Source organism: Mesorhizobium sp. LjNodule214, from assembly GCF_964252735.1.
GTDB lineage: Bacteria > Pseudomonadota > Alphaproteobacteria > Rhizobiales > Rhizobiaceae > Mesorhizobium.
Genome location: NZ_CAXUPE020000002.1, coordinates 917,899 through 936,887, shown reverse-complemented (window position 1 = coordinate 936,887; position 18,989 = coordinate 917,899). Strand labels below are relative to the sequence as shown.

Annotated in this window: 17 protein-coding genes; all 17 read left to right on the top strand. The window is 63.7% G+C overall.

Features of this window, described 5'->3' with window-relative positions:
- The first annotated feature begins 28 nt into the window (after window positions 1–28).
- The 17 genes from ACSQ3Z_RS18300 to ACSQ3Z_RS18220 all read left to right on the top strand — a co-directional run bounded on the left by ACSQ3Z_RS18300 (window position 29) and on the right by ACSQ3Z_RS18220 (window position 18,987).
- Window positions 29–919: a 2-hydroxy-3-oxopropionate reductase gene (locus ACSQ3Z_RS18300; protein WP_436172716.1), complete on the top strand. Its 891-nt coding sequence runs from the start codon at window positions 29–31 to the stop codon at window positions 917–919.
- Window positions 916–1,737, top strand: a complete 822-nt coding sequence (locus ACSQ3Z_RS18295) for a shikimate dehydrogenase family protein (RefSeq protein WP_436172715.1) — start codon at window positions 916–918, stop codon at window positions 1,735–1,737. Before ACSQ3Z_RS18300 ends, ACSQ3Z_RS18295 begins: the two co-directional genes overlap by 4 nt.
- Window positions 1,730–2,536, top strand: coding sequence for an SDR family NAD(P)-dependent oxidoreductase (locus ACSQ3Z_RS18290; RefSeq protein WP_436172714.1), 807 nt, complete (start codon window positions 1,730–1,732; stop codon window positions 2,534–2,536). The genes ACSQ3Z_RS18295 and ACSQ3Z_RS18290 overlap by 8 nt, the downstream gene beginning before the upstream one ends.
- A gap of 11 nt (window positions 2,537–2,547) precedes the next feature.
- Window positions 2,548–2,895: a RidA family protein gene (locus ACSQ3Z_RS18285; RefSeq protein ID WP_436172713.1), complete on the top strand. Its 348-nt coding sequence runs from the start codon at window positions 2,548–2,550 to the stop codon at window positions 2,893–2,895.
- Window positions 2,896–2,971: 76 nt separating this feature from the next.
- Window positions 2,972–3,760, top strand: coding sequence for a FadR/GntR family transcriptional regulator (locus tag ACSQ3Z_RS18280; protein WP_436172712.1), 789 nt, complete (start codon window positions 2,972–2,974; stop codon window positions 3,758–3,760).
- A gap of 290 nt (window positions 3,761–4,050) precedes the next feature.
- Window positions 4,051–4,764, top strand: a complete 714-nt coding sequence (locus ACSQ3Z_RS18275) for an SDR family oxidoreductase (RefSeq protein WP_436172711.1) — start codon at window positions 4,051–4,053, stop codon at window positions 4,762–4,764.
- A gap of 10 nt (window positions 4,765–4,774) precedes the next feature.
- Window positions 4,775–5,524, top strand: a complete 750-nt coding sequence (locus tag ACSQ3Z_RS18270; protein WP_436172710.1) for an SDR family NAD(P)-dependent oxidoreductase — start codon at window positions 4,775–4,777, stop codon at window positions 5,522–5,524.
- A 77-nt stretch (window positions 5,525–5,601) separates the two neighbouring features.
- Window positions 5,602–6,552, top strand: coding sequence for a LysR substrate-binding domain-containing protein (locus tag ACSQ3Z_RS18265; RefSeq protein WP_436172709.1), 951 nt, complete (start codon window positions 5,602–5,604; stop codon window positions 6,550–6,552).
- A 73-nt stretch (window positions 6,553–6,625) separates the two neighbouring features.
- On the top strand, window positions 6,626–7,663 hold the full coding sequence (locus ACSQ3Z_RS18260; protein WP_436172708.1) for an amino acid ABC transporter substrate-binding protein: 1,038 nt from the start codon (window positions 6,626–6,628) through the stop codon (window positions 7,661–7,663).
- A 57-nt stretch (window positions 7,664–7,720) separates the two neighbouring features.
- Window positions 7,721–8,884, top strand: a complete 1,164-nt coding sequence (locus tag ACSQ3Z_RS18255) for an ABC transporter permease subunit (RefSeq protein ID WP_436172707.1) — start codon at window positions 7,721–7,723, stop codon at window positions 8,882–8,884.
- A 3-nt stretch (window positions 8,885–8,887) separates the two neighbouring features.
- Window positions 8,888–9,967: an amino acid ABC transporter permease gene (locus tag ACSQ3Z_RS18250; protein ID WP_436172706.1), complete on the top strand. Its 1,080-nt coding sequence runs from the start codon at window positions 8,888–8,890 to the stop codon at window positions 9,965–9,967.
- An 11-nt stretch (window positions 9,968–9,978) separates the two neighbouring features.
- A complete protein-coding gene (locus ACSQ3Z_RS18245; RefSeq protein WP_436173932.1) occupies window positions 9,979–10,743 on the top strand; it encodes an amino acid ABC transporter ATP-binding protein in 765 nt (254 codons plus the stop codon).
- Window positions 10,744–10,810: 67 nt separating this feature from the next.
- Window positions 10,811–12,235 carry an FAD-binding oxidoreductase gene (locus tag ACSQ3Z_RS18240; protein ID WP_436172705.1) on the top strand — a complete coding sequence of 475 codons (1,425 nt, stop codon included), beginning with the start codon at window positions 10,811–10,813 and terminating at the stop codon, window positions 12,233–12,235.
- 173 nt (window positions 12,236–12,408) lie between these two features.
- A complete protein-coding gene (locus ACSQ3Z_RS18235; RefSeq protein ID WP_436172704.1) occupies window positions 12,409–14,079 on the top strand; it encodes a thiamine pyrophosphate-binding protein in 1,671 nt (556 codons plus the stop codon).
- Window positions 14,076–16,172: a hydantoinase/oxoprolinase family protein gene (locus ACSQ3Z_RS18230; protein WP_436172703.1), complete on the top strand. Its 2,097-nt coding sequence runs from the start codon at window positions 14,076–14,078 to the stop codon at window positions 16,170–16,172. Before ACSQ3Z_RS18235 ends, ACSQ3Z_RS18230 begins: the two co-directional genes overlap by 4 nt.
- Complete coding sequence (locus ACSQ3Z_RS18225; RefSeq protein ID WP_436172702.1) at window positions 16,169–17,788, top strand: hydantoinase B/oxoprolinase family protein; 1,620 nt, start codon at window positions 16,169–16,171, stop codon at window positions 17,786–17,788. Before ACSQ3Z_RS18230 ends, ACSQ3Z_RS18225 begins: the two co-directional genes overlap by 4 nt.
- Window positions 17,785–18,987, top strand: coding sequence for a pyridoxal phosphate-dependent aminotransferase (locus ACSQ3Z_RS18220; protein WP_436172701.1), 1,203 nt, complete (start codon window positions 17,785–17,787; stop codon window positions 18,985–18,987). The genes ACSQ3Z_RS18225 and ACSQ3Z_RS18220 overlap by 4 nt, the downstream gene beginning before the upstream one ends.
- Window positions 18,988–18,989: the final 2 nt, after the last annotated feature.

Sequence of the window (18,989 nt, the reverse complement as noted above, 5' to 3'; positions counted from 1 at the left end):
AGGCCGTGTCGCGAAAAAAGGTGGAAGCATGAGGATCGGCTTTATCGGGCTGGGCGTGATGGGCGCTCCGATGGCGCGCCATCTGGCTGCCGCGGGGCACGAGATCGTCACCGTTCTCAACCGGTCGCCCCTGCCAGCTGATCTTGAAGCGGTCGTGGTCGCATCGGCGGCGGAGGTGGCCAGCCGATCCGAGGTCGTCATCACCATGCTGCCCGATACGCCTGACGTCGAACGCGTGCTGTTCGGCAAGGATGGCGTCGCCGAAGGGATATCCGCAGGTACTTTGGTCATCGACATGAGCTCGGTCAGCCCGATCGCCACCGAGCGTTTCGCGGCAAAGCTTCGTAAGGCCGGCGCAGGCTATCTCGACGCTCCGGTTTCCGGGGGCGAGGTCGGCGCCAAGGCGGCAAGTCTTACCATCATGGTGGGCGGCCCGAAGATCGAATTCGAGCGCGCGCTGCCGATCTTCGAGACGCTGGGCAAGAACATCACCCTGATCGGCGAGCGCAACGGCGCCGGGCAGACCTGCAAGATTGCCAACCAGATCATCGTCGCTCTCAACATCGAAGCGGTGGCCGAGGCGCTTGTCTTCGCCAGCAAGGCCGGCTGCGATCCAGCGACGGTGCGCACAGCGCTGATGGGCGGCTTCGCGTCCTCGCGCGTGCTCGAAGTGCATGGCGAGCGGATGATTTCACGCAGCTTCGCGCCCGGGTTTCGGATTCGCCTGCACCAGAAGGATCTGGGTCTGGCCCTGGAAAGCGCACGCGCCCTCGGCGTCGCGCTGCCGAACACGGCCACGGCGCAGGAACTGATGAACGCCTGCTCGGCACGAGAGGGCGGCGCGGACGCGGACCATTCCTCCCTGGTGCGGGCGCTGGAAGCGCTGAGCGGCCACGAATTGTCGAACGAAAGGGTATGAATACGATGCGCGGAACCGGCAAGGCGGATGTTTTCGTGATGCTGGCCCATCCTGTGGGTCATGCGAAAAGTCCCGGAATGTTCAACGAGATCTTCGAACAGAAGGGCCTCGACAGCCTGATGGTCCCGTTGAGCTGCCGTCCAGAGGATTTCGAGACATTCTGGGCAGGTATCACCGCCGCCGAGAATATTCGCGGCGTCATCATTTCGGTGCCGTACAAGACGGCGGTCTACCACAAATGCGCCGCCGCGCATGATCGGGCAGCACGCGTGCAGAGCGCCAATTCGGTCCGCCGCCAGGCCGATGGCACCTGGTATGCCGACAATTTCGATGGCGTCGGTTTCATCGACGGATTGAAGGCGGGCGGCCATCAGATCGCCGGCCGGCGCATCCTGCAGGTGGGGGCAGGGGGCGCGGGCGCCTCGCTGGCCTACTGCCTCGCCGAAGCCGGTGCCGAGGAGATCCGCCTGGCCGACATCGATGCCGACCGGGCCGGGAAACTGGCGGTGCTGGTTGCCAAGGCTTTTCCGAAGTGCCGGATACAGGTCGGCGCAGCCGATCCATCAGGCATGCATATGGCGATCAACGCAACGCCGGTAGGAATGCACGCGAGCGATCCATTGCCGCTGGATGTCAGCCGGCTGACGCCGGACATGACGGTTGTGGACATCATCATGGAGCCGGCCGAGACGGCCTTGCTGCGCGCGGGGCGCGAACGAGGCTGCCGTATCCAGCCGGGGCGTCCGATGATGGATTTCCAGGTCCGCGGCATGTCGGAGTTCTTCGACATCGAGCGCAAGGACCGCGGCAATGGCTGAGATGCAAACGGCCGTCGTGATCGGCGGCACCTCGGGTATCGGCCACGCGATTGCCTTGCGCTTTGCCGAGGAAGGCTTGCGTGTCGCCGTGTCGGGGCGCGATACGGCACGCGGCAATGCCGTCGCGGCCGCTTGCGAAGCCGCCGGTGCCCCCGCCGCCCGATTTTTCGAGACGGATGTCGGCAATGCCGCTTCGGTCGAAGCGCTGGCACGGTCCGTCGAAGACGCATTCGGCGTGCCGCATGTCGTCGTCAACTGCGCCGGCATGCTGCAGAGCGGCAAGCGCGTCCTCGACCAGGGCCTGGACGAGGACGAGAAGATGTGGCGCGTGAACTATCGCGGCACGCTGCTCGGCTGCCAGGTGTTCGGCAGGCTGATGTCGGCCGCCGGACGCGGCGCCATCCTGAATGTCGGCTCGCTTGCGTCGTTCGCGCCGCTTTCGCTTCCCGCCTATACGCCCGGCAAGCACGCGGTGCTGGCACTGACGCAAATCCTTGCCGCCGAACTCGGCCCGCAAGGCGTGCGGGTGAACGCGGTCGCGCCCGGCTACACGCTGTCGGACGGGCTGAAGGCCAAGATCGCCAGCGGTGAGCGCAACCCCGACGCCATCAGGGCCACCACGGCGCTGCGCCGCTTCGTCGATCCGCGCGACGTGGCGGAGGCTGCCTGGTTCCTGTGCTCGGAGCGCGCCGCGTCGATCACCGGCGTGACCTTACCGGTCGATGCCGGCTGGCTCGTCCAGGCGCCCTATGCGCAGTACCTGCAAGGCAATCCGATCCGCCCCACTCCCAGTGCATGACGAGGAAGCCAATGAGCGCTATCCAACGGTTTGAATTCGACACGCGCATCCATCACGGCGTCATCCACAATGGCACGCTCTATCTGACCGGGCAGGTCGCCATGCCCGGCCAGTCCGCGGCAAACCAGATGCGCGAAGTGCTCGGCAAGATCGACGCGCTGCTGGCCAAGGCCGTCACCGACAAGACACGCATCCTGCATGTGCAGATGTGGCTGGACGACATCCGCGATTTCGACGAGGTCAACGCAGTCTGGGACGCCTGGATGCCGAAAGAGCATGCGCCGGCCCGCTCGTCCGGCGAAGGCCGGATGGCGAAACCCGGCATGCTGGTCGAGTTGATCGTGACGGCTGCGATTTGAAAGGCCTTGCCGGTTGGGGCATCATCCCGGCATTCGGACCTTTCATTTGGCATCCGGGCATGGTGGAAGGAGACCGATGACCAAGCGCAAGCCACTTTCCACCGTCGTGGCCGAAAGTCTGTCGGAGAAGATACGCTCAGGCAGGCTGCAACCCGGCGCGCAATTGCCGACCGAGGCCGAGCTTTGCGCCGAATATGATGTCAGCCGCACCGTTGTCCGCGAAGCCGTGGCGCGGCTGCGCTCGGAAGGCATGGTGATTCCTCAGCAGGGCCGCGGCATGTTCGTCAGCGAGGCGCCGGCGCCGCGCAATTTCTCGATACCGCAGGACGCGCTCAAGACCTTGCCGGAAACCGTGTCTCTGCTGGAACTGCGGCTGAGCGTCGAAGTGGAGGCCGCCGGGCTCTGCGCCGAGCGCCGGACGCAAGCAGAGGCCGTCGCCATTCGCAAATTGATGGAGCAAGTCGACGCCCGCAATGAGGATCCCGGCGCGATGCCGGTCCACTATGATTACGATTTTCACCTGGCCATCGCCAAATCCGCGCGCAACGAGTTCATCCACGGCTTCCTGGAATATTTGCGCCCCGTCATCGTGCCGCGCTTCCAGCTTGGTCACGTGGTGGTTCCCGAACTCAAGGATGCGTACTATGCGCGCATCCACAGCGAGCATCGAAAGGTCGTCGAAGCCATCGAGAAGCAGGATGGCCGCGCCGCGCGGGACGCCATGCGCAAGCATCTTCAAAACAGTCTCGAGCGTGTCCGTGCGCTTGCGCTGGCCTCCGGCGTCGAAACGACGGACGCGGCTCAGAAGGCCGCCGCGGCCTCGCTTTTCTCCGATCTGAAAGGGTCGGCTGCCTCGACGCGTTGATCATGTGGAAGCTGTCTTGCCACCATGTGCCGGCAGGCGGTTTCTCGACCAATGGCAAAGCCAGGTTTTTCGCTGAAGACGGTTGGTCACGGGCGATTCTGCAAAGGAAAGGGCGAACGATAGCTGCAAGATGCCTGACTTTTGCGGGGATGCAGCATTTGCGGACCGCAGTGCAGCAATGTCGTGCCATTGGTCGATGAGAAAGCTTATCTTTCCTTTTTCCTGGTTTTCTTGGTTTCACTGTGCCGGCTAAAGCCACACACTGACCTCCAGAAAACGGGGAAGCCCACGTGACGACAGCCTTCATCACAGGAGCGACGAGCGGCATCGGGCGAGCGATGGCGGTGGCGCTGAGCGAGGCCGGCTACGATGTCTACGCCGTCGGCCGCAGCAAGAGTGCGCTGGAGGAACTGCGGGCCACGCGACCCGGGATCACCCCGATCGCCGTCGATGTCACCGACCGCGAGGCGCTCGAGGCTGTAGTGAGCGATCTGCACATAGACGTGCTGATCAACAATGCCGGTGTGATGCCGCCGTTGGGCAATTTCGCCGACATGAACATATCGGACATCGACACCACGCTGGAGGTCAACCTCAGTTCGGCGATCATGCTCACCCGGCTTGTTGTGCCGCAGATGCGCGATCGCGGGGCAGGGCACATTCTGTTCACCGGCTCCTCGGCCGGCCATGCCGCTTTTCCGAATGTAGCCGTCTATTCCGCGACCAAGGCGGCGATCGCGGGCTTTGCCGCGGCACTGCGGGCCGATCTGTCCAGCCACGGTATCCGCGTGACCGAGATCGTTCCGGGTCGGGTCGAGACGCAGCTCTACAAGGACATCCTCGACGCCAAGGCCCGGGCCGCCATGTATGCCGGCAATGTCGCCGTCCAGCCGGAAGACGTGGCCCGGATGGTCGTGGCCCTGCTTGGTTTGCCCGCCTGGGCCGACGTTACCCGTTTCGACATCATGCCAACCCGCCCGACCACCCCGAGCGGCAGCAAGTAAGGACATAGGAATGAAGGGTCTTTCCCTACTCATCGTCGGTGGCGGTTCCGGCCTCGGCGCGCTTCTGGCCCGCATGGCGGTCGAGGACTGCGCTTCGGCAGTCGGCATCATCGACATCAACCCGGAAGCGGCTGAAGCAGCACTTGAACCGGCGCGCGCAAAAGGCCTGCCGACGGCCTTTGCCAAATGCGACATCCAGGTCGGGCCGCAGTGCCACGCCGCCTTCGATGCCGTCGCTGCGAAGCTGGGGCGCATCGACACGGTGATCAACTCCGCCGCGATCTATCCCCGCCGGCCGCTGCTCGAAATCAGCGACGCCGAATGGGACGCCTCCAACGGCATCAACATCAAGGGCACGTACCATATGATGGTGGCGGCCGTCAGGCATATGCAGTCGCAGGAGCCCAAGGCCGAGATTCGCGGGCGCATCGTCAACCTGACGTCGGTGGACGCCTTCAAGGCGCATCCGCAGAACGCCCACTATGCGGCAACGAAGGCTGCGGTGGTCAGCCTCACCCGCTCCTTCGCGCATCACGTCGCCAAGGACGGTATCCTCGTCAACTCCGTGGCTCCCGCCGGCATGGCGACCGAGCGCGCGGCCGCTCTCGGCTTCCTAGATGAACTGGCCAAGGCGAGCCCGCTCGGCCGCGGCGCGCAGCCAACGGAAATCGCCGAATGGGTGCTGATGGCCGGCGGCCCCAAGAACACCTACATGACTGGTGAAAACATAATTGTTTCAGGTGGTTACATCTACGCTTGAGGTCAGTGCGCTGGCCGCCGTGACCGTGACGTGCCGTGCATGATGGAGTTCGAAAACCGGAAGGAGTTGAACGAACGATGACCGGCAAGCCGCGCCTTCCGCCGCTGAATGCCCTGCGGGTTTTTCACGCGGTCGCGCGGCACAAGAGCTTTCGGCAGGCCGCCGACGAGTTGCTGGTGACGCCTCAGGCTGTCGGGCAGCAGATCAAGCTGCTGGAAGATACGCTGCAGGTGACCCTGTTCGAGCGCAAGGGGCGCTCGATCGAGTTGACCGAGTCGGCGATCCTGCTGTCGCACTACGTCAAGGCTGGATTCGACGAGTTTGCCGAAGGGGTGCGCCGGGTCACCAAATCCACCTACCGGGATCGCATCAATCTCAATGCGAGCCCGTATTTCGCCACCCACTATCTGCTGCCGCGGCTGTCCCTGTTCCGCGAGATATTGCCGGGCGCCGATCTTCGGCTGACGACGATGGTCGATCTGCCCGACTTCGGACGCGACGATGTCGATATGACAGTGCAGTGGGGGTATGGCGGCTGGTCCGACTACGACACCACGCTGCTTGTGCCGGACCCGAAGATCATCTGCTGCACGCCGGCGATCGGCGGGCAGATCGGATCGGCGAAGGACCTTACCCGCTTCACGCTGCTGGATACGGTGAAGTCGAAGCGCTTCTGGCCTGACATCCTGCGGCACCTGGGCGTCGAGCTGGCGGATGGCGACCGCAGCATCGGCTTCGACGACGCCGCGACGATGCGGCGCGCGACGCTGCAGGGCATCGGCATCGGGCTCGTGTCGGTCATGGACGCCGAAGAAGATTTGCGATCGGGCGTGCTCGTCGCGCCGCTTGGGCGCGACGCGCTCGTCGACATGAAAGAGGAGGAAATACCGGGCTTTTACCTGGTCGTGCCCAGAGGGCACCTGCGCGTGAAGGCCGTCGCTGCCCTGCACCGATGGCTGACGCAACAAGATTGGGATAGCGATCTGAAGATCTCTGCCCTGCCGAAGCCGACACCCCTTCTCGATTGAAGGCGGCTTTCAACCCGGGCTCGACAGCCCCAACAACAGAAAAAACCAACAACCTCAACAGCGGAGAATGACTATGCAGTTTCTCAAATGGGGGGCGGCTGCCGCCCTTGCGCTCAGCCTTGTCCAGATTTCGGCGCCGGCTCAAGCCGCCGGCGGCAAGACGCTCGAAACCATCAAGGCGCGCGGCGTGCTCAATTGCACCGGCCATGACGGCTCGTATCTCGGGTTTGCCGAAGTTGACGACAAGGGCAACTGGAAGGGCATGGACATCGACCTTTGCCGGGCCGTGGCCACGGCCGTCTTCGGTGATCCGGCGAAACTGAAGATCGTGCCGATCAGCTGGGCACAGCGTTGGCCGTCGCTTCAGTCGGGCGACGTCGACATCGTCATCAAGGCTTCCGGCGGCACGCTGAGCCGTGACACGGAACTGGGGCTCCAGTTCTCGATGTCGTACTACCTCGGCACGACCAAGGTGATGGCGCACAAGGAGCTCAACCTGAAGTCGCTCAAGGATGCGCAGGGCGGCACGATCTGCATCCCGGCAGGCACGACCATCGAACAGCAGGTCGCGGCCTACAGCCAGAAGATCGGAATCAAGCTCGAGCCGGTCGTCATCGAAAAGACGGAAGAGCTCGAACAGGCTTACTTCTCCGGCCGTTGCGACCTCTATGCGCAATGGGGTCCGGTGCTGGCCATCGCACGCGTGGCCAAGGGCAAGGTCGAAGACCATGTGATCCTGCCTGACGTGATCGCGGTCGAGCCGGAGGTCATGATCCTGAGGCAGGGCGACGACAATTGGGTCGACGTCGCCAGCTGGACGCTCAGCGCCCTGCTGTTCGCGGAGCAGGAAGGCATCACCTCCAAGAATGTCGACGAGATCAAGGCCAAGCCGACGTCGCCGGCGGTCGCCAAGTTCCTGGGCGCCGCACCGGGCATGGGCAAGGGTCTCGGCCTGCCCGACGATTGGGCCTACAACGTCATCAAGAAGGTCGGAAACTACTCGGAGATCTTCGATCGCGATCTGGGCAAGGACTCGCCCTACAAGATGGATCGTGACCTGACCAATCTGTGGAACAATGGCGGCGTTCTGTTCCCGCTGGTGGTCGACTGACGCATAGCCGGCTCCGCCAACGCGGAGCCGGCCCTCCCTCCCAGGAAAGGTCGGTCGATGTTTAAGCTGCTGAGAAATCAGAAGGTTCGCAATGCATTGCTGCAGGCGCTCTATGTCGGCGCGCTCGGCGCGCTGGTTCTCGCCGGCACCCTGATCGCGCGGCAGAATCTCGCCGCCCAGGGCATCACCTCCGGCTTCGACTTCCTGTTCAAGTCGACTGGTTGGGATCTGGGCTTCTCGCTTCTGCCGGCATCGGCCAATGATCCCTATTGGTGGTATTTCCTGATTGGCATCCTCAACACGCTGTTTCTTGGCAGCTTCGGTCTCGCGCTGGCGACGCTGGTCGGAATGATCGTAGGTCTTGCACAGACGTCCGCGAATGATCTGGCGAAGCTGCTCGGCCGCACCTACGTGGATGTCTTTCGAAACATCCCTCTGATTCTGCAGGTGTTTTTCTGGTACGCGCTGATCACGCACCTGCCGACGCCACGCAACGCGCATGAGGCCTGGGGTTTCCTCCTCAGCAGCCGCGGGCTCTACGTGCCGGCGCCGAACGTCGGCGGGCTGGCACTGCTGGCGGCTTCGTTGGGCGTGGTCGCGGCAATCGTCCTGCCGATCTGGCTGGGCCGGACATCCCTGCTCAGCCGTCCACTGGATCAACGGTTCTCGGTGCAGCTTGCGGCCGTTGCGGCCGCGCTCGCCTGCGCGGCGCTCTTCCTGTTTGCCGGTCGCCTGCCCGACAGCCCTTTACTTGATCTGCCATCACTGCAAGGCTTGAACCTGCGAGGTGGCCTGCGCATCCCGCCCGAGTTTGCCGCACTCGTCGTGGCCATCGCTATCTATGGCGGCTCCTATATCGGCGAGATCGTGCGCGGTGGCTTCAAGGCCGTCGGCAAAGGCCAGGTGGAGGCCGCCAGTTCGCTGGGGCTCACACCCTGGCAGGTTTTCACGCTTGTCCGGCTGCCGCTCGCGCTGCGCGCCATGCTGCCGATCCTGGCCAACCAGTATGTCTGGCTGATGAAGGCAACCACGATGGGTATAGCGGTCGGCTTCACCGACTTCTTCATGATCACGGCGCTGACAATCAACCATTCCGGCCAGACCCTCGAAGCGATCGGCATTTTGATGGCCGGCTTCCTGATCATCAATTTGAGCCTGGCGGCTCTGTTCAACCGCATCAACAAAGCGATCGCCCTCAAGGGCAATCAACTGAGGGGATGAGAGATGGAAATGGTCGTTGTCGCTCCGCCTGCCTCAGGAAAACTTGAGGATCTGAAGAGACGCTTCTTCGCGACGCCTCTTCAGGCCGTGATTTCACTGCTCTCCCTCTCGGTGATTGTCTTTCTGGTCTGGAAGCTGCTGAACTGGGCTGTCTTCTCCGCGGTGTTCGATGCCAGCGGAGGGGCGGACGCCTGCCATGCGGCATCGGGGGCCTGCTGGTCGGTGATCGCCGCCCGGTGGCGCATCATCTTTTTCGGACTGTACCCCTATGAGGAACAATGGCGCTCGGCGCTTGCCTGCGTCACGGTCGTGGCCATGACGGTGCTGAGCTGCATTCCGGCCTTCTGGACAGGACGTCGCATCGCGCTCGTTTGGGGGGTCGGAGCGGCCGTCTTCTATGTGCTGATGAAAGGCGGTCTGCTCGGTCTGAGCTTCGTCGGCGAGGAAATGTGGGGCGGGCTTGCGCTGACGCTCTTCATCTTCGTGACGACCTGCCTGATCGGCTTTCCGCTGGCGATCTGCCTGGCCCTGCTGCGCCGCTCCGAACTGCCCTGGATATCGCGCACGACGGGCCTCATCATCGATGGCGTGCGGTCGCTTCCGCTGATCTCGATCCTGTTCACCTTCGCGATCGTCCTGCCTTTCGTGCTGCCGCAGTGGCTGCAGGGCGACAAGCTCTACCGGGTCATTCTCGGCTCGGCGCTGTTCTTCTCCGCCTATCAGGCCGAGATCGTGAGGGGTGGTATGCAGGGCGTTCCGAGAGGACAGGAGGAGGCCGCGATGGCGCTCGGCCTCGGCTATTGGCACCGCATCAGCCGCATCCTCCTGCCGCAGGCAATGCGTAACGCGTTGCCGGCAACGATCAACCAGTTCGTGATCTCGTTCAAGGAGACGTCCCTGGTGGTCATCGTCGGTTTCTTCGAGATACTGGCCTCCGGCAATGCCGCCTACGGAACCGGCGAATGGAGGTTCGCTTATGTCGAGGTCTACGCCTTCATCGCCCTCATCTACTTCGTTTTCGTCTTCAGCCTGTCCCGCTACGGCGCCTTCCTTGAACGGCGCATGTCGGTCGGCGAGCGATAAGGGATTTCATGATGACCGTTCCAACCGCCTACAGCACGCAGGAAATAGCCGTCCGGGTCGAAGGCATGAGCAAATATTACGGCACCTTCCAGGCGCTGCGTGACATCAACCTGACCGTCGCTCGCGGAGAGAAGATCGTCGTGTGCGGTCCCTCCGGCTCCGGCAAGTCCACGATGATCCGCTGCATCAACCGGCTGGAGGAACACAATGCCGGCAGCATCGAGGTGCTTGGCACCGAACTGAACGATGATGTCGGAAACATCGACGGGATACGGCGCGAAGTCGGCATGGTGTTCCAGCACTTCAACCTGTTTCCGCATTTGACGGTACTCGAGAACTGCCTGCTCGCGCCGATGCTGGTGCGCAAGATGCCCCGCGCTGAAGCTGAAGTGATGGCGCGGCGCTATCTGGAAAAGGTCCGCATCCCCGAACAAGCCGCAAAATATCCCGGCCAGCTTTCAGGCGGTCAGCAACAGCGAGTCGCTATCGCGCGTTCGCTGTGCATGCAGCCGCAGATCATGCTTTTCGACGAGCCGACCTCTGCATTGGATCCGGAAATGATTTCGGAAGTGCTGGATGTGATGGTCACGCTGGCCTCCGAAGGCATGACGATGATCTGCGTCACCCACGAAATGGGCTTTGCGCGGCGGGTTGCTGACCGGGTGATCTTCATGGACGCGGGCGAGATTGTCGAAGAGGCGCCGCCGGAAATCTTCTTCACATCGGCCAAAAGCGAACGAACGCAACTGTTCCTGTCCCAGGTTCTGGGGCATTGATCAGGCTCCATGCCGCATGGATGCGATGCGGCGCATGTGAGCCTCCCGCATTCATACAGATTGTCCCATGATCGATCCCGTCTCTGCCTTGTCGAATGTTCTTGGTGCGAAAGGCTGGCTTTCGGGCGGCGATGTCGAGCCCTATCGATGGGACTGGCTGCGGCGCTACGGAGCGGTTCCGCTGGGCGTCGCTCGCCCAGCGAGCACGCAGGAGGTGGTGCGGGTCGTCGAAATCTGCCGTGAGGCCGACGTGGCCGTGGTGCCGCAGGGCGGCAACACCGGCCTGTGCGGTGGTGCCGTCGCGCACGAAGCCGGCGCCGTGATCCTGTCGCTCTCCCGCATGACGGCAATGGAGAAGCCGGACCTCGCGAGCGGTTCGGTCGTTGTTGAAGCCGGCGTGGTTCTAGCCGTGCTGCATGAGGCCCTGGTGTCGCATGGTCTGGTCTTTCCCATGCATCTCGGTGCCGAGGGCAGCGCCAGGATCGGCGGTTTGATCGGCACCAATGCCGGCGGCAGCCACGCCTTGCGCTACGGCATGATGCAGGACCTTGTCCTCGGCCTCGAAGTCGTCCTCGCCGACGGCACAGTGTGGAACGGGCTGCGCTCCGTGCAGAAGGACAATGCCGGCTACCAACTGCGCAAGCTGTTCTGCGGCTCGGAAGGCACGCTGGGCATTGTGACGCGCGCAGTGCTGAAGCTTTATCCGGCGCCCAAGCAGCGGACGACGGCGCTGCTTACCTTCGCCGATTGCGGCGCGGCGGTCTCCTTCGGAACATATTTGAGGGGCGAAGCCGGCGAGTTCCTTTCCGGCCTTGAGTTCTTCTCCGATTTCGGCCTCGAGCTGGTCCTGAAGCATTTGGCGGACCTTTCCTTTCCGCTGGAATCCAGGGGCGGGGTCCACCTTCTGGCCGAACTCGCGTCGAGCTCGGCCAGGGTTCCGCTGGATGAGATCCTGACTGCGGCGCTGGAGTGGGGCATGGAGCAGGAGCTGGTGATCGATGGTGCGCTTGCAATGTCGGATGCCCAAAGGGCGCACTTCTGGCATCTGCGCGAGGAGCAACCGGAAGGCCAGCGGCTGGAGGGGCAGCAACTCAAGCACGACATTTCTGTGCCGCCTGGCAAGATCGCCGAATTCATCGAGACGGGGGAGGCGATGTGCAGCAAGATCGTACCGGGCGTGCGCATCAATCCCTTCGGCCATCTTGGCGACGGCAATATCCACTACAACCTGACCCCTCCCGAAGGACACAGCGACTTTGCCGACAAGGCGTTGGAGCTCGGCCAGGCGCTGGCCGCGCTGGCCACGGAAATGGGCGGCAGCTTTGCCGCCGAGCATGGTCTCGGCCGCTCGAAGATCGTGCTGGCCGACACCAACAGAAGTCCGGTGGAGCGAAACTTGATGGCGGTCGTGAAAGATGCCCTGGATCCGTCAGGCCTGATGAATCCCGGGGTTCTGATCTCTTCCGTCATGGAAAGAAAAACTTTCCAATAGATGAGATTTCTTGATTTCGCCTCATCTCGCCTACGTGCAGGTTAAAAACGGCAGGATGTCCTTTTCTAAAATTCCTCCATTCACCGTTGCCGGTTTGACCTGCCGGGCAGGGGCGATCCAAACTCGTTAGGCGGCTGTCACGCCCTTCCGCCGGCCATTGAGAAAGTTGATGCATGATGCGCAATGGAGGCCAGCTTCTTGTCGAGTGCCTGATGGCGCTGGGCGCGACCAAGAGCTTCGGCGTGCCCGGAGAAAGCTACCTGGCTGTTCTTGACGCTTTGCACGACACCGAAGGCAGATTGGACTACGTGCTCTGCCGCAATGAAGGCGGCGCGGCGTTCATGGCTTCGGCCTATGGCAAGCTGACCGGCTCTCCGGGTATCTGCTTCGTGACACGCGGTCCCGGCGCCACCAATGCCGGCATCGGCGTGCATACCGCCATGCAGGACAGTTCGCCGATGCTGCTGTTCGTCGGCCAGGTGGGCACGGACATGAAGGGCCGCGAGGCGTTCCAGGAGGTCGACTATCGCGCGGTGTTCGGCACGCTGGCGAAATGGGCGGTCGAGATCGACGAGGTTTCGCGCCTTCCCGAGATCGTGGCGCGGGCATGGACGACGGCGCTGACAGGGCGACCTGGCCCGGTCGTCGTGGCGCTGCCGGAGGACATGCTGACCACCATGACGGACGCCGCTCCGCTCAGCGGACCGGCTGCCATGTTCGAACCTGCTGCCGCCCCGGAGGCGGTTGCAACAACCCATGCAATGCTTGCCGCGGCGCGCCGGCCGGTCATCCTGATGGGTGGCGCCAACTGGACCGCCGAGGGACGCGCCGCGCTGCAGACCTTCACTGAGGCTTCCGATATTCCGGTGGTAGCGGCCTTCCGGTTCCAGGATCAATTCGACAATGGCTCGCCGGTTTTCGTCGGCGAGGCCGGCGTGGGCATGGTGCCGCACGTCAAGGCGCTGATCCGCGAAGCCGACGTGATCTTGGCCATCAATGTGCGCTTCGGAGAGATGACGACGGATGGCTACACCTTGCTGTCGGTACCCGTGCCAAGCCAGAAACTGATCCATGTTCACGGGTCGGATCGCGAGATCGGCAAGGTCTACATTCCTTCCGTCGGCATCCATGCCGGCCCCAATGCATTTGCCAAGGCGTTGACCCCGATTGAGGGCGAGTGGGCCGAATGGCGTGCCAAGGCCAGGGCAAGCTACGAAGGCGCGTTCAAGGCGCCGGCCCAGCCTGGTCCGGTCGACATGGTCGAGGTCAGCGCATGGCTGCGCGACAACCTGCCCGACGATGTGATCCTGACCAACGGCGCCGGCAATTTCACGGTGTGGCCGAACAAGTTCTTCAAGTTCGGCCACAAGGCGCGGCTGCTCGCCCCGCAGTCCGGCGCGATGGGCTACGGCCTGCCGGCAGCGATTGCCGCGAAGGTGGCCTTTCCCGGCCGCACGGTCGTCTGCTTTGCCGGCGACGGCGATTTCCAGATGAATTGCCAGGAGCTCGGCACGGCCATGCAGGCCGGCGCGCAGCCCATCGTGCTCATCCTGAACAATGGCATCTACGGCACGATCCGCGCGCATCAGGAGCGGCACTATCCGGCGCGCGTGTCGGGAACGAATATCGAGAACCCGGATTTCGTCGGCCTTGCCAGATCCTACCGTTTCCATGCCGAACGCGTCGAATCCACCGCGGATTTCGCTGACGCATTCGGGCGGGCGCTGGCATCGCCGACAGGCGCGGTTCTGGAACTCGTTATTTCCCCCGAGGCGCTGACCCCGCGCCAGACCCTTTCCCAGATGCGCGAGGCGGCACTCGCTTCGCAGAAGGCCAAGGCATGACCACCAGGACAGACGACATCCGTCTCGGCGCCGACATCGGCGGGACCTTCACGGACATCGCGCTCGACGTGCGCGGAACGATCTTTTCGACCAAGGTGCTCACCACCTATTCGGCGCCTGAGCAGGCGATCCTCGATGGCATCGCCATCGTCGTGCGCGATGCAAAGATCTCGGCCGCGGACATCGGTATCGTCATCCACGGCACGACATTGGCGACCAACGCGCTCATAGAGCGGCGCGGCGCCAAGACGGCTCTGGTGACGACCGAGGGTTTCCGCGATGTGATCGAGATGCGGACCGAGAACCGCTTCGAGCAGTACGACCTCAACCTGAAACTGCCGACGCCGCTGATCCCGCGCGAGCATCGCTTTACGGTCAAGGGCCGTATCGGCGCCGAAGGCCAGGAATTGCAGCCGTTGGACGAAGCCGCCCTGGAAGAGATCGCCGACCAGATCGCCGCAGGCGGTTTCGGCGCGGTCGCGATCGGTTTCATCCATTCCTACATGAACCCGGCGCATGAACAGCGGGCCAGGCAGATCCTGGCGCGGAAGCTGGACATTCCGATTTCCGTCAGTGCCGAAGTCTCGCCGCAGATGCGGGAGTTCGAGCGCTTCAACACGGTCTGCGCCAACGCCTATGTCCGTCCGCAGATGGCGAGCTACCTCGCCCGGCTGCAGACGCGGCTGAAGGACATGGGCGCGGATTGTCCCGTCTTCATGATCCATTCGGGCGGCGGATTGATCTCGGTCGAAACGGCGTCCGAATTTCCGGTGCGGCTGGTCGAATCCGGACCGGCCGGCGGTGCCATCTTCGCCGCCGACATCGCCCGGCGTTTCGATCTCGACACCGTCGTCTCCTACGACATGGGCGGAACGACCGCGAAGATCTGCCTGATCGAGGATTACGCGCCGCAGACGGCCAGGACCTTCGAGGTCGCGCGCACCTACCGGTTCTGCAAGGGTTCCGGCATGCCGATCTCGATCCCGGTGATCGAGATGATCGAGATCGGCGCCGGCGGCGGCTCTATCGCCTGGGTCGATGCGATGGGACGCATCCAGACCGGCCCGGAAAGTGCCGGTTCTGAACCGGGGCCAGCCTGCTACGGGCGCGGCGGCGCGCGGCCTGCGATCACCGACGCCGATCTGGTGCTGGGCAAGCTCGACCCCGACAATTTCGCCGGCGGCGCCATCAAGCTCGATGCTGCGGCCTCGCAAGGCGCGATCACGCGCGATGTCGGCGCGCGCCTGTCGCTCAACCCGCTGTCGGCCGCCTTCGGCATCAGCGAGGTGGTCGACGAGAACATGGCCAATGCCGCCCGCGTCCACGCGGTCGAGAACGGCAAGAACATCTCCGACAATGTCATGATCGCCTTCGGTGGCGCAGCACCGCTGCACGCGGCGCGGCTCTGCGAAAAGCTCGGTCTCGACCAATGCCTGGTGCCGCAGGGTGCCGGCGTCGGCTCGGCGATCGGCTTCCTCAAGGCGCCCTTCGGCTACGAGGCGCTGGCGTCCAAACTGATGCGGCTTTCGCAATTCAAGGTGGACGAGGTAAACGCGCTGCTTGACGACCTCAAGGCTTCGGCAGAGAGCTTCGTGCGTGCCGGTACCAGCGGCAAGATCGTGCGCGAGATCACTGCCTTCATGCGCTATGCGGGCCAGGGCTGGGAAATCCCTGTCGCTCTGCCCGACAAGCCTTTCGGCGAGGACGCCGCCGCCGCCCTGGCGGATGCCTTCCGCAAGAATTACGAGCGCTTTTTCGGCCGTGCTATCGACGGGCTCGACGGGCTCGAGATCGAGGTCGTCACCTGGTCTGTCAAAGCGAGCGACGAGCGGCCGGCTTCCGCAAAGCACAAGATCACCACCGGCACGCGCAATGTGCCGGTCGCGGTGACGCGGGAAGTCTTCGATCCGGGAACCGGGACGATGCAGACAACGGCGATTGTCGAACGCACCAGCCTCTCGGCGGGCGACCGCGTGAAGGGGCCGGCCGTGATCGTGGAGCGCGAGACCTCGACGGTCGTCACCACACCGTTCGACGCCGTCATGCAGAGCGACGGCGCCATCCTGATGATCCGCAAGGAGAGCGCGGCATGAGCGACATTGGCGAAATCCGCATGCAGGTCATGTGGAACCGGCTGATCTCCGTCGTCGAGGAGCAGGCGCTGACCCTGCTGCGCACGGCCTTTTCGACGTCCGTACGCGAGTCCGGCGACCTGTCCGCCGGCGTGTTCAATCCGCGCGGCGAAATGCTGGCGCAAGCGGTGACCGGCACGCCGGGACATGTGAACACCATGGCCGAAGCCGTGCTTCAGTTCATGAACGAGATTCCGCGCGAGGAGATGTACGAGGGCGACACTTATGTCACCAACGATCCCTGGCAGGGGACCGGCCATCTTCACGATATCACGATGGTCTCGCCGTCGTTCCTGAACGGCGAACTCGTCGCCTTCTTCGCCTGCACCGCCCATGTCGTCGATGTCGGCGGGCGAGGTTTTGGCGCCGACGGCAAGTCGGTCTACGAGGAAGGCATCCAGATCCCGATCATGAAGTTCGCCGAGAAGGGCGTGGTCAACCGCGATCTGGTGAAGATCCTGCGCTGCAACGTCCGCGAACCGAACCAGGTTGTCGGCGATTTCTATTCGCTTGCCGCCTGCAACGAGGTCGGCCATCGGCGGCTCGTCGGCATGATGACCGAGATCGGCCTGACATCGCTCGATGGTCTCGGCGCGTTCATCTTCTCGCGTACGCATAACGCCATGCTGGAACGGATCAAGGCTCTGCCGAAAGGGACATGGTCCAACGAACTGGTCACGGACGGTTACGACGATCCGGTCAGGCTGGCGGCAGCCGTTTCGGTGCATGACGACCATCTCAATGTCGACTTCTCCGGCAGCGCGCCGATGAGCCGCTGGGGCATCAACGTGCCCATCATCTACACCAAGGCCTATGCCTGCTACGCGCTGAAATGCGTGGTGGCGCCCGACATTCCCAACAATGCCGCCTCGCTGGCGTTCTTCACCGTTTCCTCGCCCACCAACATCCTGAACGCGGCCCGGCCGGCGCCGGTGTCGCTGAGGCATGTCATCGGTCACATGGTTCCCGATCTCGTGCTTGGCGCGATGGCCCAGGCACTGCCCGGCAAGATCCTGGCGGAAGGTGCCGCCGCGCTGTGGAACATCCATATCTCGGCCCGGCCGGTCGCTGGCGGCGCCGGCCGTCGGGCCGAGGTGCTGATGTTCAATTCCGGCGGCATGGGCGCTCGTCCCGAACTGGACGGCCTGTCGGCAACAGCCTTCCCCTCAGGCGTTCACACCATGCCGATCGAGGCGACGGAGCATACCGGCCCGATCGTCATCTGGCGCAAGGAGCTCCGTCCTGGCTCGGGCGGCGATGGCGAGTTTCGCGGCGGTCTCGGCCAGGTTCTGGAAATCAGTGCGCTTGACGGACACGAGTTCGATTTCTCGGCCATGTTCGACCGCGTCAAGCATCCGGCAAAGGGCCGCAACGGCGGCAAGGACGGCCAGGCCGGCGTGGTCAAGCTGGATGACGGCACGCTGATGCGGCCGAAGGGATGGCAGCATGTGCCGGCGGGACGCCGGCTGATCCTGGAGTTGCCGGGCGGCGGCGGCTATGGCGATCCGGCCAAGCGCAGCGCCGAGGCGAGGGCGCAGGACCAATCCAGGGGATATGTTACGGAGGACGGCAAATGAGCTACATTTCCTCGCGTCTGTCCGTGGTCAAGCCGTCGGCTTCGATGGCGGCGTCCCAGGCCGCCAAGGCGCTGAGGGCCAAAGGCGTCGATGTCATCGATCTTGGCCTCGGCGAACCGGATTTTCCGACGCCTGCCCACATCACCGAAGCGGCTTATGCGGCCGCCAAGGCTGGCCAGACCCTCTACACTGCAGCGGCCGGAACGCCGGAAGTGCGCGAGGCCGTAGCGGCAAAATTCAGGCGCGAAAACGGGCTGGACTACACCGACGACGACATCGTCGTGGCCAACGGCGCCAAGCAGATCATCTTCAACGCCTTGATGGCGACGCTGGAAAGCGGTGACGAGGTGATCCTGCCGGCGCCCTATTTCGTGTCCTATCCCGAGATGGTCAAGCTCTTGGGCGGCTCGCCGGTCGTCGTCGAATGCCCCGAGGCGACCGGGCTCAAGCTCACGCCCGAACTGCTCGAGCGGGCGATCACGCCCAGGACCAAATGGCTGTTCCTGAACATGCCGGGCAACCCGTCGGGAGCGGTCTATTCCGAGGCGGAGTTGAAGGCCCTCGGCAGCGTCCTGGCCAGACACAGCCAAGTGCTGGTGCTGTCCGACGAGATCTATGAGCACATCATCTTCGATGGTCGTGAATTCGTGTCGTTCGGCAAGGCTTGTCCGGAGTTGAAGGACCGAAGCCTGATCGTCAACGGCGTCGCCAAGGCCTATGCGATGACCGGCTGGCGTGTCGGCTACGCCGCCGGGCCGACACCGCTGGTCAAGGCGATGTCGACCATCCAGAGCCAGTCGGTCACCTCGGTGTGCTCGATCGCCCAGGCGGCGACGGTCGCCGCGCTGAACGGCCCGCAAGATGAGGTGGCCCGGTTCCGTCAAGCCTTCGAAGCGCGCAGGAACCTGGTCGTCGATGGCATCAGGCGTATCAACGGCCTGACGCTGCCGCCGCCGGAAGGCGCCTTCTATGCCTATATCGGCTGCGCTAGCCTGATCGGCCGCAAGACGCCCAAGGGCGTCGTGCTCGAAGACGACACCGCCGTTGCGAGCTATCTCCTGAATGAGGGCCGCGTGGCCTCTGTGCCCGGTGCCGCTTACGGACTTTCACCCTATTTCCGCATCTCCACCGCCACCAGCGAGGAGGTGCTTGCCGAAGCGATCGCGCGGATCAATGCCGCCGTCGCGCAAGTGGAGTAGAC